Raw genomic sequence first — 14,618 nt, 5'->3', positions numbered from 1 at the left:
TTACTGCTGGCCTTCGGTGGCTGCCTTGAAAGCTTTTTCAACTTCGGGGTCGGCATAGACAATCTTCAGCGATGTCCGCTCCTGCTTGATCAAATCCGTATACCGATCGCGGATCAACATGGACTTGACCTGATCCTTCACCTGATCAAATGCTGGCGGCTGCTTGGCACGCTTGTCTTCAAGCTTGATCACATGGAAACCGAATTGAGTCTGCACCGGAGTCTTCGAGTATTTTCCAATCTCGAGCTCGTTTGCTGCCTTTTCGAACTCTGGAACCATTTGCCCCTGTCCGAAATATCCAAGGTCACCACCCTGAGCGGCGGAACCGTCTGTCGATTTTTCCTTGGCAATGTCCTCGAACGAGGCTCCACCATCCAGCTGCTTGATGATTGCTTCCGCTTCTTCCTTGGTCTTCACCAATATATGACGGGCGCGAACTTCATTCGTCGCTGGCATTGCAGCGATTTCCTTGTCGTAGCGCGCGCGGACATCCGCATCCGTGATCTTGTCGATAACCTGCTGCTTGAAATATTCATTGTGCAGGGCGCGTTCTTTGAGGAAGGCCATGCGCGACTTGAAATCCGCCGTCTGATCGAGCTTATCTGCCTCGGCCTTCACAGCAAACGCCTTGATATCAATAATTGCTGCAAGAGCGGCAACGCGACGCTGCTCTTCAGGCAATTGGGAAATCTGCGGGTCGAGATCTGCGGATGCCTGATCCAGATCCTTCTGCGTAATCTTGTTGCCATTCACAGTGGCAATAACCGTTGTCGGGTCCAGCGGGGCAGCTTTTGCAGCCGGTGCGGGGGTCGCATCCTGGGCCAACGCGCTGTTTTGGACCATGGCCACTGTGGAAACGCCCGCCAAAAACGTGGCTACAGTCATCAATGAAATCGTCTTACGCAATAGTTTCATTTTCAATTTTCTCCTTGGGAGGATCGGTACGAGCTACGAATATGGCAGAATTTGGCCGTAGTGAAGCAACGCTTCAACATTGACATCATTCAAGGCCCCTCTTATCTGTCCAACGGCTTTGCGTCCAGATAGCTTGGCAGAAGTTGCTTTATACCTTTGACTTGTTAGCTCAGATATATGGCAGCTTTGTAGTTCCGGACATCAGACGCTTCAAATGCCGGGACTCACCGGCAGAACGTATTTAAAGAGAGGACCAGGGATGGTCAGTTTCGGCGGCTTAGCTCGCAAGCTTTTTGGCTCTTCAAACGAGCGTCGCGTAAAAGGATTCAAGCCTCGCGTTGATGCAATCAATGCGCTTGAACCGGAAATTTCGGCCTTAACGGACGAACAACTCAAGGGCAAGACTGCGGAGTTCCGAGCGCAGTTGGCAAATGGCACAAAGCTGGATGACCTGCTGGTGCCCGCATTTGCTGTGGCACGCGAGGCCGCCAAGCGCGTTCTCGGCATGCGTCCCTTCGACGTCCAGCTTATCGGCGGCATGGTCCTGCATGGGGGCGGCATTTCGGAAATGCGGACCGGTGAAGGCAAGACACTCGTCGCGACCTTGCCGGTTTATCTGAATGCGCTAGAGGGCAAGGGTGTTCACGTCGTTACCGTCAACGACTATCTGGCCAGCCGCGATGCGCATTGGATGGGCCAAATCTATAATTTCCTCGGCCTAAGCTACGGCATCATCGTCCACGGACTCGATGATGAAGAACGCGCCAAAGCCTATAATGCCGATATTACCTACGCGACCAATAATGAGCTGGGCTTCGATTATCTGCGCGATAACATGAAGTATGAGCGCGTGCAGATGGTTCAGCGCCCGCACAATTATGCCATCGTCGACGAAGTGGATTCGATCCTTGTCGATGAGGCGCGTACGCCGCTGATCATTTCAGGCCCGCTGGATGACCGCTCCGATTTCTATAATCTCATCGATACATTCATCCTGCCCCTGCAGCCGGAAGATTATGAAATCGATGAAAAGCAGAAAACCGCAATCTTCACGGAAGACGGCACGGAAAAGCTGGAAAACCTGCTTCGCGATGCCGGACATCTGAAGGGTGATGGTCTATACGATATTGAGAACGTTGCCGTCGTCCATCACGTCAATAATGCACTTCGCGCTCACAAGCTTTTCCAGAAGGACAAGGATTACATCGTTCGCAACGATGAAATCGTCATCATTGATGAGTTCACCGGCCGCATGATGCCGGGCCGCCGTTTCTCGGAAGGTCTGCATCAGGCGCTTGAAGCCAAGGAACATGTGACAATCCAGCCGGAAAACCAGACACTGGCTTCAATCACTTTCCAGAATTATTTCCGCATGTACAAGAAGCTGGCCGGTATGACCGGTACGGCCTCCACCGAAGCGGAAGAGTTCGGCAATATTTACGGTCTTGAGGTTACGGAAATTCCGACGAACAATCCGGTCAAGCGTCTGGATGAAGATGACGAAGTTTACCGGACTGTCGAAGAAAAATATAAAGCCATTGTTCGCGATATCCGCGAAGCAGCGGCAAAGGGCCAGCCTGTCCTCGTCGGTACGACCTCCATCGAGAAGTCCGAGCAACTGGCCGATCGCCTGCGCAAAGAAGGTTTCAAGGACTTTCAGGTTCTGAACGCCCGGTATCATGAGCAGGAAGCCTATATTGTGGCACAGGCGGGCGTGCCGGGTGCTATTACAATCGCTACGAACATGGCTGGTCGCGGCACCGACATTCAGCTCGGCGGCAATCTCGAAATGCGCATTGCGCGTGAACTCGACGACATGCCTGCTGGCGAAGAGCGCAAGGCCAAGGAAGACGCTATTCGTGCCGACATCGCTGTCCTGAAGGAAAAGGCACTGGCTGCCGGTGGCCTTTATGTTTTGGCGACGGAGCGGCATGAAAGCCGCCGCATCGACAATCAGCTGCGCGGTCGTTCAGGCCGTCAGGGTGATCCGGGCCGTTCGAAATTCTTCCTGTCCCTGCAGGACGATCTGATGCGCATTTTCGGTTCGGAGCGCATGGATGGAATGTTGCAGAGACTGGGTCTCAAGGAGGACGAAGCCATTGTCCACCCTTGGATCAACAAGGCACTCGAAAAAGCGCAGAAGAAGGTCGAAGCGCGCAACTTCGATATCCGCAAGAACCTTCTGAAATATGACGATGTGATGAATGATCAGCGTAAAGTGATCTTCGAGCAGCGTCTCGAAATCATGGATGGCACGGACCTCAGCCAGACGACCAAGGAAATGCGCGAGGACGTGGTTGAGGACCTGACCAACCGGCATACGCCGGAAGGCGCTTATGCGGAACAGTGGAACATCAAGCAGCTGGATGAAGACGTCCGCAATATTCTCAATCTCGACCTTCCGGTAACAGATTGGGCGCTTGAAGATGGTATAACGTCAGATGATGTTCGTGAACGCCTGTTCGACGCGGTCGAAAAGGCGGCGGCGGATCGTGCTGAGCGCTTTGGGCCCGAAATCATGGCCTATGTCGAAAAATCGATCATACTTCAGAGCCTTGATGCGCTTTGGCGCGAGCATCTGGTCAATCTTGACCACTTGCGGTCGGTTGTCGGTTTCCGCGGATATGCCCAGCGTGACCCGCTCAACGAGTATAAGACCGAAGGATTCGAGCTGTTCCAGACAATGCTGGTCAACCTGCGCCAGAACGTGACATCGCAATTGATGCGCGTTGAACTGGTTCGGGATGCGGCAGCTACTCAAGAGCCGGAATTGCCTCCGATGGAAGGCCATCATATTGATGGCACGACCGGCGAAGATGATTTCGGCGAAGGCAGCATGCTTGCCGTGCAAGAAGATTTGCGCATCGTGGATCCGGCGGATCGCGACCCCAATAATCCACAAAGCTGGGGCAAGATTGGCCGCAACGAAGCCTGTCCTTGCGGCTCGGGCAAGAAGTACAAACACTGCCACGGCTCTTTTGCCTGATTACAAAAAAGGCCGCTTCAATGCGGCCTTTTCATTACCGAGCATTCGTGTCTACTTTTCGAACCGTTTCTAAAGGTTTACTGAGTAAAGCTCCCTCATTGGCCATAATTGGAGCTGCCCCTTGCGATTTTCTGCGGTACAGACTGCAGACCGGTTTCTGCCGGAGAAACTGACCCGCCAGCTCCATCCATGGCTCCTTCGCCTGGATGCTTTGCTCGACGGGACCAATCAGCATGCCGTAGCGCAGCGCGTTTCGTTGATTGCTTTCGGCATTCGTATTATCAGTGCAGCCATAGCTCTCCTATCGCAGGTCATATTCGCCCGCTGGATGGGGCAATTTGAATATGGAATTTTTGTTCTCGTATGGGTGACAGTCGTCATCCTTGGCAATCTTTCCTGCCTCGGCTTCCAGACCAGTATTATCCGCTATGTCCCGGAATATCTTGAGAGCAACCAGCTAAATCGCCTGCGCGGTATCCTGTTTACCAGCAAGATATTTGCCATATCCATGACGACCTTTCTGGCGCTTGCCGCCGCGGCAGGCATTTATCACTTCCGCGATGCGCTGGAAGCTTACTATGTCACGCCCTTCCTGCTTGGATTTGTTTGTCTTCCGATGATCGCCCTCGGCGATACGCTTGACGGCACAGCACGCTCACGCTCATGGGTTCTGGTTGCCCTCACCCCAACCTATATCGTCAGGCCGGTCCTGACCCTCATCATCATGAGCATTGCCCATGCGGCCGGCTTTACGCCCACAGCTATTATCGCCGTGATCTGCTCAATTATCGCGACCTATCTTACAACGCTGGTTCAATTGCTCGTGGTCAATAACCGGTTCAAGTCTGTTATTCCTCCTGGAAACAGGTCCATTCGTTTCGGCGAATGGTTCACAGTCTCGCTACCTATCTTCCTTGTTGAGGGCTTTTTCTTTCTTCTCACCAATGCGGACGTGCTGATGGTCGGGCGGTTCATGGAGCCTGACAAGGTCGCCACCTATTTTGCCACTGTGAAACTTCTGGCTCTCGTGCACTTTGTCTATTTCTCGGTAAAAGCCGGTGCCGCGCAGCGATATTCCGAACTGATCCATACAACCGACCACGCCCAACTGGCTGCATTTGCAAGAGACACGGCGCGCTGGACATTTTGGCCCTCTCTTGCAATGGCGCTGGTGCTGCTTTTGCTGGGCAAACCACTGCTCTACCTGTTCGGTGACGAGTTCACGGAGGGCTATCCCCTCCTTTTCATCATGGTTATCGGTGTGGTTGCCCGGGCGTCGGTTGGGCCGGCTGAAAGCCTGCTGAACATGGCCGGAAAGCAAAAAATCTGTGCTGCGGTTTATGCTCTCACACTGATTGTTAATATCTGTCTCAGCATTGTGCTCATCCCGGCCTATGGTTTGACCGGAGCCGCATGCGCCACCGCTTTTTCAATGGTATTTGAAGCTGTGACCTTAACGCTGACTGTTTACAAACGTCTGAACATTACGATGTTCGTTTTTGCCGGCAGGGTAATCGAGAAACCTGCCAAGGAAGAAGTCTGATGGCCGCGATCCCGCTCCTTGAAGAACTCGCCGGTGGTCCTTCTGCGCATATCATTGCGCAGTTGTCGGGCATGGATTCTTCGCGCGATGCGACAAAGCAGTTCGAGGAAACTCTTAGCACGCACGCCATTCCCCGCAAGCTTTCCATCTATTCGGCTTCCGCCGGTTTTGAGCTCCTTGATGAGCTGGAATATCTCACCTACCGGACGATCGAGCCAAACATCTTTTTCAATCCCCGGTTTCTGGCGCCCGCCATGCCACGCCTCGATGACAGGCAGGTCCGGTTCATGGTTATGCGCGACGAGAACGACATCAAAAGCCGCCTGCGCTTCCTGATGCCCTACACGATAGAGCGCCCGGGCTTTGCTTTTTCAGGTTCGATCTTGCGCGCTTGGGCGACGCCGTTTGGACCACAGGGAACGCCTTTGATCGATCGCGACGACCCCGTTGGCGTTCTGAATGATCTCTTCGATATGCTGGGCCGCAAACATCTGAAACTACCGGAAATCCTGGTTTTCCCGGATATGCTGCTCGACCGCCCGGTGGCGCAGCTTATCCGTTCAATAGCCATGGAACGGAACCTGCCACTGGTCACGACGCACCAGATGGAACGTCCCGCAATTGAAAGTACCAAAGAGGGGGCCGAATATTTACGCGAAGCCATTGGCGCAAAACATACCAAGGAGTACCGCCGGCTCTGGCGGCGTCTCTCAGAAAAAGGCGCCCTCACTTACGTCGTCAGCCGTAGCGAAGAGGATATAAGACACAAACTCGAGGATTTCCTGGCACTGGAAGCCAGTGGCTGGAAGGGACAGCGCGGCTCGGCGATGGCCGTAGACCGTTTCCGTGCGGCCTTTGCACGTGAGGCCGTCAACAATCTTGCTGCACGTGATCTGGCTCGCATCCATACGCTGGAATTGGATGGCAAAGTAATCGCGGTGCTGATCGTGTTCATCGAAGCGGGCGACGCGTGGACTTGGAAAACCGCCTATGATGAGCGTTTGGCGAGTTTCTCGCCGGGTGTTCTTTTGATGATTGAAGTGCTGAAGAATCATTTGGAAGATCCCAATATTGACCGGACTGATTCTTGCGCCGTGCCGGATCACCCCGTTGCGTCTCGTCTTTTCCAGGAGCGGGAGAAAATCGGAACTCTGGTCATCGGCCTTACCCCGCAAGCAGATCGCGCCACCCGGCAGGCGGCTTCGCAGATCCACCTTTACCGGCGCACCCAGAATATTGCCCGCCTCATGCGCGAGCGCTTGCGCAATTTGACCGGACGAAACTAGGCCCTTTCTTGCTTATGCTTGGCATAGCCCAGATTTATCAGATGGCGCATGACATCGGCCGGAACATCAGCATCTGAAAACTGGTCATGATATGCTCCCGTATGCTCGAAGGGGTTTTCAGATACGTGGTCCCCATTGTTTTCGGCATCCGACCCCAACAGCACATAAGCAGCATGCCCGGCGCTCTGCAGTGTAAACCCGCAATAGTCGGCAATGTCTGCGGCGATCTTCTCGGGATACTGCAGCAAGTCCTCCTGTCTTATTGCAAGGTGATCAACCCGATCTTTCCATGAAAGCCAGGCTTCAATGGAATTCACCCACCGTTTGAAACCTGGGCCGGGATCTTTCTCTATGGTCTTGCGTAACATGCTGGCGACAACGTCGCGCCCATCACGATAAATGTAGATAATTTTGGCATTAGGAAAATGGGCTTTGACAGCGTCAACGTGGAAAACATAATCCGACCACTTGTCTCCCCAACGCCAAGCATCACGCCTGCCATAGACCGAGTGCAAGGCTGCCGAATAACCTTGCTCCGCCTCCAAACCTGTCAGCTCGATTTTATAGTGCCAGAACTGCAGCCAAAGGTTTTTCTCCACTTGAGCACGTTTGTTCTCAAGCCACTCAGCCAATGAAAACTGCTCTTGCCAAGCGGGCCACGCAAACAATGCCCATTCATTGGAAATCATCATTCCATTATCGTTCAAAATCCGAACAATGGCGGTCGTACCACTTCTTTGACACCCGCAAACTATTATCGGGCTGCCTTCAGCATGTTCATTCATTAATCTTCCCCAATTTAGATTTATTTTCTACAGGATCGGAAGAACTCACAATACAGATCACGACAAAATAGCCCCCAACACATTGATTTAATATTGTATCTTCTCGCCCTTGAGAAGTTTGATCGAGCAAAAGACAGCGCGATGGCGCCGCCCTGAGAAAACATCTCAGCTGAAATCCGTTTCACACACGGCCCATCACGCGCTAAACAGACGACTACCGCTGATCAATTGGAATGAAGCCTATGACCGATACAGTTACCGACCGCTTTCTTCGCTATGTCGTGATCGACACCCAGTCGGATGCCAGTTCTTCAACACAGCCCACGACCCAGAAGCAGCTTGATCTTGGCCGCATACTTGTCGCTGAACTGCTCGAAATTGGCCTGACCGACGCCCATCTGGACGAACATGGTTATGTCTATGCAACCATCCCCTCCAATGTCGACAAGGACGTGCCGGTCATTTGTTTCTGTTCGCACATGGATACGGCGCCCGATTTCACAGGGACAAATGTGAAGCCCCAACATGTGCTGAATTATCAAGGCGGGGACATTCAGCTGACCGGAGATACGCAGCAGATCATTCGCGTGAAAGATCATCCTGTCCTGCTTGATCAGATTGGCAACGACATCATCACAACCGACGGCACCACTTTGCTTGGAGCCGACGACAAAGCGGGTCTCGCCGAGATCATGACGGCTGCGCAAATCCTCATGGATAATCCCGACATCAAACATGGCACCATTCGCATCCTGTTTACGCCGGATGAGGAAGTAGGGCGCGGCGCTGACAAGGTTGACCTTGAAAAGCTCGGTGCGCAATTTGCCTATACTGTCGACGGTGAAACCGCCGGACATATTGAAGATGAGACATTCTCGGCAGATGGCGTTGAGATCACCATTCAGGGTGTCGCAATCCATCCGGGTTTTGCCAAGGACAAGATGGAAAACGCCATCAAGATCGCCAGCGCGATTATTGCCGCTTTACCCAAGAATATCGCCCCCGAAACGACTGAAGGCCGCGAAGGTTTTATTCATCCGGTCAATATTACGGGTTCCATGGAAAAGGCCACGCTCGCCCTTATCATCCGTGACTTTAACGATGAGGGTCTGGTGGTAAAGGAAGCCATGCTGGAAGATCTGGTCAAGAAAGTGATCTCCGATTTCCCCGGCTCTTCTTACAAATTCACTGTGAAACAGCAGTATCGCAATATGAAAGCGATTCTCGACCGGAACCCCGAGATCGTGGAAAACGCAATCGAAGCGATTCGGCGCGCGGGCATGAAACCCGTGCGCGGCAGCATAAGAGGTGGCACGGATGGCTCACGACTATCCTATATGGGCCTTCCTTGCGCAAACCTCTTTGCCGGCGGCCATGCCTTTCACTCGCCGCTAGAATGGGTCAGCAGGCAGGACATGGAAAGAGCTGTAAAGACAATCGTGGAACTTGCCAGGATATGGGAAGAGCGCGCGTGAGGGCAAACTTAATTCCACCAGTGTGTAACTGAGCAATACTTGAGAGTTTTTGGGAAGTCACGTTTTACACAGCGGCGCCTATACGCAATTTGGTACTCAAGATGGCGGTGGGGCCGTTGACCAAGCTTCAGAATCCGTGTCTCCTCTTTAAGAAAGGGAGACACATATGCCATTAGCTGAAACCATCTTTGTAACATTTCGGAAGAAAGATGACAGGTTTACTGGCCATTCCATAGCCTTCGAACGACCGTCACCAGAAACATTCAAGAATTGGTCTAAGGCCGTGGATGAAACACCGGCGACTGATGGTGATGAGAACAAAGCTACCGAATTAGAGTCTCATTCATTTAAGAACGTAATCTCTTCTTTCTTGTCGATGATGGCGACTTATCGCAACGTAATATCGTCTACAATTGAACTATCTCCTTTGATATCAACTGCAATTGCCAATCAAGAAATTGGAACCTTCGTCGCAAATAATGGCTTAAAAATTCCAGAGTTTGAAAATGAAAACTTCTCCGTCTACGAAATATCACAAGGCTACTTTAGTACTTTGGTGCAAAAGCATGAAGCTTCCATGGCAGCCATTAAGGGCGCTGAGCACCTTCCTGAAATCTCCGTAATCGGTCTTATTAGCGTCTATGATGCCTATTTGGCGAAGCTTTTAAAGGTCGTTTTCAAGACGCACGAGGAAATGATTCTAACATCGGATCGTGAGATTAAGTACTCTGATTTGCTCAAGTATGGCAGCTTGGATGACGCCAAGAACCAGATAATAGAGAAGGATGTGGAATCTGTCATACGAAATAGCCATCATGAGCAGTTTTCTTGGATGGAAAAGAAATTCAGTCTCCCCCTTAGGAAAGATCTCAAAGTTTGGCCAGACTTTATCGAATTGTGTGAACGTAGGAATTTATTGACTCACACTGGTGGCCTGATCTCGGAACAGTATCGAACAAATTGCATGGCCCACGGAAAAAACATTCAATTGGAAATAGGCCACCGGTTAGTAACCGACGCGACTTACTTTAAAGATGCGGTCCAGATCGTGAGTGAAGTTGGCCTAAAGCTAGGTCATGTTTTATGGCGTAAATTTGTGGATAGGGAACGAGAGGCTGCAGACTCTGCCCTTAATCAAACCGGATTGGATTTAATAATAGCGCGCGAGTATTTCTTAGCTGAAAAATTGCTTGAACTAGGAGCTTATACTTTTAAGAGCCATGGGTCTGATTCTACGCGACGCATGATGATAATCAATATGGCCAATGCCGTGAGACTCCAAGGAAACGGGCAGAGAGCTAAACAAATATTGGATAAGGAAGATTGGTCAGCGACTGGCCTAAACTTTCAGGTATGTATTGCGGCTGTACGCGACAATATTGAAACGGTATGCAAATTGATGCGCCAAGGCGGGAAGGACGGTCCATTACAAGCTGAGGATTACCGCGATTGGCCGGTATTTCGAGGCATGAGACACTTGCCGGAGTTCCGGGACGCCTACAGAGAAGTATACGGTCAAGAAATACTATCTCAAGAAAACCTTACAATGCCTCAAACTCCTACAAATGTAGCTACAAAGAAATTAGTAAGTCAGAAAAAACTCAAAGTTATTGAAAACAGCCAGCATAGTTCAACGCATACAGCCAACGGCGTCTCAAACAAAACGGCGTCTTCGTAAACATGATATATAAGAAGCTTATAATATTGATCCATTAGCAGCCGAAAGCCACTTCTTGTTGGTGCCCCTTGCCGGAATCGAACCAGCACTCCTTGCGGAACCTGATTTTGAGTCAGGCGCGTCTACCAATTCCGCCAAAGGGGCCGCCAAAAAGCGTCGGAGATAAGCGAACTCAACTCCGTGACAGCCAAATACATGCACAGGGCACCTTCGGTCAACAGCAATAAAAGCTTTTTCGCGGATAACGCACTCGTGTGTTGCCCCTGCCAGCGGTCAAAGCTAGAGGCGGGTGCAAGAATACCTGCCAGCGAGGTTGCGAAAATTGATCGTCCCGATTCCATTTGGCGAATGTTTGCTCTAAGAGACCTTGCATATTTACTCCAGGCGGGAACCGATAATGCTGCGCAGACTGTATGATTGGACAATGTCACTGGCCGCGCGCAAGTCGGCTGAAGCATGGCTTGCGGTCATTGCCTTTGTCGAAAGCTCTGTTTTCCTCGTTCCCGCAGACGTGCTTTATCTGCCGATGGCCCTTGCCCGTCCCGAACGGGCCTATCGCTATGCGCTGGTTGCCACTATTGCCTCTGTGCTTGGCGGAATAGCCGGCTGGATGCTGGGCTTTTATGCTTATGAAACCCTCGCCAAACCGATACTTGAAATGTATGGCAAGCTTGATGCCTTTGAGGCCATGCGCGGCTCCACCAGCGCTGATGCGATCCTGCTCCTGCTTGTAACATCGGGACTTGCTCACCTGCCTCCCATCAAGATAGTCACCATTCTTTCAGGCGCGGCGGGTATCAACATCTGGCTGTTCATCGTCTCGGCAATTATCGCACGCGGTGCGCGCTTCTTCTTTCTCGCATGGCTTTTGCGCCGTTACGGCGAACCGATCCGCGATTTTATCGAAAAACGCCTCGGACTCATTGCCGGTGCAGCGGCGCTCATCCTGATTCTGCTCTACGCCGTGTTCCATTATCTTCATCTGTAGTTGCGTCAATTCAAGAGGACCAGCGCCGTCATGACCAATACCAAACCCCATTTGAAGACCGCACTTTTTCTGCTGCTGGCCATGATTGTCACAGTCGGCTCGGCATTGGGTTTTCAACATATTGGCGGCTACCTCCCCTGCAAGCTATGCCTTGAGCAGCGCTATCCCTATTATGCCGGTATCCCCCTGATGGTGCTGGCGGTTGCTTCATCATCCCTGAAATGGCCCGCAGGTCTGACGCGATTGCTTCTGGCTCTGGGCGGCCTGCTCATGCTCATTGGCCTTGGTCTTGCAATATTTCATGCGGGCGTGGAGTGGAAATTCTGGGCAGGCCCAACTGATTGCACGGCGGTGGCAATGTCGATCACAACGGACGCAGGCAGCCTTCTAAGCGATATGAATTCTGTTCGCCCGCCTGCATGCGATACCGCTGCTCTGCGCGTTCTCGGCCTGTCCTTTGCTGGCTGGAATGCCATTGCAAGCTTGGTTCTGATGATCGTAGCATTTCGCGGCGCAGCGAAATCCTAAATCTAATCCACAACGCAGAAACCTTCTGAGAATTCATCTCGATGAGTCAGGTGATGTGATTTTTGAGAACCGTAGCGCAGCGAACTTTCGGGTTCGTGAGCAACGGAAGCGCAGAAAATTGCAACAGATGGCCATCGGGGTGGATTGGCAGGAGGTTTCTACGGCTCGAGCTCGACATCCCAATAAAGATAATCCATCCAGCTTTCATGCAGATGGTTTGGCGGGAACATGCGGCCATTATTATGCAGATCGTGAACTGTCGGCGGGTAAGGCTTTTGCCTCGGCCACATCTTGGCGCGATCCGGCATAAGGCCTCCCTTGCGTAGATTGCAGGGCGAACAGGCAGCGACAACATTTTCCCAAACTGTTTCGCCACCGGCGCAACGGGGGATGACATGGTCGAATGTCAGATCTTCTTCCGAACCGCAATATTGGCATTCGAAGCGATCGCGCAGGAAAACATTAAACCGCGTAAAGGCCGGGTTGCGCGACGGCTTGATATAGCTTTTCAGCGAAACGACACTTGGCAAACGCATCGCGAATGAAGGCGACGAGACTTCATGCTCGTATTCGGCCACGATATTCACACGGTCAAGAAAAACCGCCTTGATCGCGTCCTGCCAGGACCAAAGCGACAAGGGATAATAACTGAGCGGACGATAGTCCGCATTAAGTACCAGAGCCGGCAGTCCGTCCGGCGAGACGGCTATTGTCAAGGAATCAACTCCAATCCAACCATCAGGCCTTCATATTGTAAGCTTGACGTGACAGGAATGTGAAGCGAATTGCTGCGCGGCAGCAGAAAAAGCACCGTTATTTCAACTTCATGCGACGGGTGTAGCATCACGGCCACGGGTTGCGGCGTAGTAAGCCCAGAAAAGTCTGGCAGCCACACCCCGCCAAGGCGACCAGCGCTCGGCAAAAATCTTCAATGTTTTCGAATCCGGCCGCACTGATTCGCCATATGCATGCGCATAGGCATGTTGAAGCGCGACATCCCCTGCGGGAAAGACATCCGCATGACCGGCTGAAAAAAGCAGATAGACCTCGGCGGTCCATGGGCCAATCCCCTTGACGTTCGTCATCACCTGCATCGCCTCTTCGATGGGCCGCTCACAAAGGTCGAACAGGTCGAGTTCGCTGGCGACGATCGATTGGCTTATCCGGGCGAGCGTCGCCTGCTTGGCGCGGGAAAGACCCGCGATTCGCCACGCTTCCTCGCCCCCTGCCAGATAGTTTTCCGGCGTCAGCGGGTCGATAACGCCAATGAGGCGTTTCCATATAGAATCGGCGCTCGCCTTGGACACCTGCTGGGAAACGATGACCGATGCCAGGCTTTCAAAACCCGGCGCGGAGCGACGCAAAGGCAATGGTCCAGCCTTCTCCGCAACCACCGCCAGTTCGGGATGAGCGCGCAACAGGTCCGCAAGGCCTTCGGCAATATCGTCGAGTGTATCAATTCTGCGCATATGTCTTCATCCTTGCATGATCCGGCAAACACCGTATCAATGAGTGTGAACAACGCCAAGAATGTCCAGCGCGCATGACAGTTCCGGTTTTCAGATTCGCACCCAGTCCCAATGGCTCCCTTCATCTCGGCCATGCCTATTCCGCTCTTCTGAATCAACAGATGGCACAGAATATGGGTGGCCGGATGCTGCTCCGCATGGAGGATATAGATCGCGAACGCTGCACACCCGAACTTGAGCATTCAATGCTGAATGACTTGGAATGGATTGGCCTGAATTGGGAACAGCCTGTTCGCCGCCAGTCGGAACATTTTCCAATCTATCAGGAAGCTCTGGATCGCCTCGTCAAAATGGAACTTGTCTATCCGGCATTTCTTAGCCGCAGTGGTATCAAGCGGGAGATCGAGCGTTCCAACATGGATGATTGGCCGCGCGATCCGGACGGCGCGCCATTCTACCCTCCGATTGAACGCCTGCTTTCAAAGCGCGAACAGCAAACACGCATGGCAAGGGGAGACCCTTATGCCTGGCGTTTGAACATGGACCGCGCGCTTGAGGCGGCAGGAACGCAACTGATCTGGCATGAATTTGGTTCGCGTGAACACAAGGTCAATGCCCGGCCTCAGGACTGGGGCGACGTCATCATCGCCCGACGCGATATGCCCACCAGTTATCATCTCTCCGTCGTTATTGATGACGCCTTGCAAGGCATTAGCCATGTGGTTCGTGGCAAGGATCTCTATCACGCCACCAGCGTTCACCGCCTGCTTCAACACCTCTTCGGCATTGAACCGCCGCTCTACCACCATCATAGGCTCGTTCTGGATAATGACGGCAACAAATTATCGAAAAGCCGCAGGGATACGTCCCTGCGATCTTTGCGTGAGCGAGGGGTAACACGTCAGGAGATATGTGATTTGATCGGTTTATGATCTATCGCATCTCACTTTGCGGGTATAAGTCAG

Annotated in this window: 12 protein-coding genes and 1 tRNA gene; 8 read left to right on the top strand and 5 right to left on the bottom strand. The window is 52.3% G+C overall.

The features are described 5' to 3' along the window. Complete coding sequence (locus tag V9K92_RS15375; RefSeq protein WP_307280070.1) at positions 1-915, bottom strand: peptidylprolyl isomerase; 915 nt, start codon at positions 913-915, stop codon at positions 1-3. 259 nt (positions 916-1,174) lie between these two features. On the opposite strand from V9K92_RS15375, the gene secA reads away from it, so the two are divergent. From secA to bspF, 3 genes are all read left to right on the top strand, one after another. Then, positions 1,175-3,901 (top strand): preprotein translocase subunit SecA, encoded by a 2,727-nt coding sequence (secA, locus tag V9K92_RS15370; protein ID WP_307280073.1) that lies wholly within the window; start codon positions 1,175-1,177, stop codon positions 3,899-3,901. Positions 3,902-4,022: 121 nt separating this feature from the next. Beyond that, entirely contained in the window at positions 4,023-5,444 is a 1,422-nt protein-coding gene (locus V9K92_RS15365; protein ID WP_115055446.1) for a lipopolysaccharide biosynthesis protein, read from the top strand. Then, entirely contained in the window at positions 5,444-6,730 is a 1,287-nt protein-coding gene (gene bspF / locus V9K92_RS15360) for a type IV secretion system effector crotonyl transferase BspF (protein WP_336442358.1), read from the top strand. Before V9K92_RS15365 ends, bspF begins: the two co-directional genes overlap by 1 nt. On the opposite strand, the gene V9K92_RS15355 is transcribed toward bspF, so the two are convergent. After that, a complete protein-coding gene (locus V9K92_RS15355) occupies positions 6,727-7,515 on the bottom strand; it encodes a sulfotransferase family protein (protein ID WP_307280081.1) in 789 nt (262 codons plus the stop codon). The genes bspF and V9K92_RS15355 overlap by 4 nt on opposite strands. Positions 7,516-7,757: 242 nt before the next feature. Between V9K92_RS15355 and pepT the strand changes: the two genes are divergently transcribed. Beyond that, positions 7,758-8,990 carry a peptidase T gene (gene pepT, locus V9K92_RS15350; RefSeq protein WP_336442356.1) on the top strand — a complete coding sequence of 411 codons (1,233 nt, stop codon included), beginning with the start codon at positions 7,758-7,760 and terminating at the stop codon, positions 8,988-8,990. A gap of 166 nt (positions 8,991-9,156) precedes the next feature. Next, positions 9,157-10,668 carry a hypothetical protein gene (locus V9K92_RS15345; RefSeq protein ID WP_337354359.1) on the top strand — a complete coding sequence of 504 codons (1,512 nt, stop codon included), beginning with the start codon at positions 9,157-9,159 and terminating at the stop codon, positions 10,666-10,668. 59 nt (positions 10,669-10,727) lie between these two features. Here the strand turns inward: V9K92_RS15345 and V9K92_RS15340 are convergent. Beyond that, positions 10,728-10,812 (bottom strand) — tRNA-Leu (locus tag V9K92_RS15340). 253 nt (positions 10,813-11,065) lie between these two features. Between V9K92_RS15340 and V9K92_RS15335 the strand changes: the two genes are divergently transcribed. Together V9K92_RS15335 and V9K92_RS15330 are read left to right on the top strand one after the other, a co-directional pair. After that, on the top strand, positions 11,066-11,656 hold the full coding sequence (locus tag V9K92_RS15335; protein WP_115055459.1) for a YqaA family protein: 591 nt from the start codon (positions 11,066-11,068) through the stop codon (positions 11,654-11,656). A gap of 30 nt (positions 11,657-11,686) precedes the next feature. Next, positions 11,687-12,184 carry a disulfide bond formation protein B gene (locus tag V9K92_RS15330; protein WP_336442353.1) on the top strand — a complete coding sequence of 166 codons (498 nt, stop codon included), beginning with the start codon at positions 11,687-11,689 and terminating at the stop codon, positions 12,182-12,184. Between the two features lie 158 nt (positions 12,185-12,342). Here the strand turns inward: V9K92_RS15330 and V9K92_RS15325 are convergent, their stop codons facing one another. Continuing rightward, on the bottom strand, positions 12,343-12,900 hold the full coding sequence (locus tag V9K92_RS15325; RefSeq protein ID WP_008127884.1) for an HNH endonuclease: 558 nt from the start codon (positions 12,898-12,900) through the stop codon (positions 12,343-12,345). Between the two features lie 108 nt (positions 12,901-13,008). Further along, positions 13,009-13,653 (bottom strand): DNA-3-methyladenine glycosylase family protein, encoded by a 645-nt coding sequence (locus V9K92_RS15320; protein WP_337354358.1) that lies wholly within the window; start codon positions 13,651-13,653, stop codon positions 13,009-13,011. A gap of 74 nt (positions 13,654-13,727) precedes the next feature. On the opposite strand from V9K92_RS15320, the gene gluQRS reads away from it, so the two are divergent. Further along, positions 13,728-14,585 carry a tRNA glutamyl-Q(34) synthetase GluQRS gene (gene gluQRS, locus V9K92_RS15315; RefSeq protein ID WP_337354357.1) on the top strand — a complete coding sequence of 286 codons (858 nt, stop codon included), beginning with the start codon at positions 13,728-13,730 and terminating at the stop codon, positions 14,583-14,585. Positions 14,586-14,618 lie beyond the last annotated feature (33 nt).

It is taken from the genome of Phyllobacterium sp. CCNWLW109, from assembly GCF_037203905.1.
Taxonomy (GTDB): Bacteria; Pseudomonadota; Alphaproteobacteria; order Rhizobiales; family Rhizobiaceae; genus Phyllobacterium; species Phyllobacterium ifriqiyense.
Note: the sequence above shows the minus strand (reverse complement) of the source record. Positions and strands in the feature narration are given on the sequence as shown.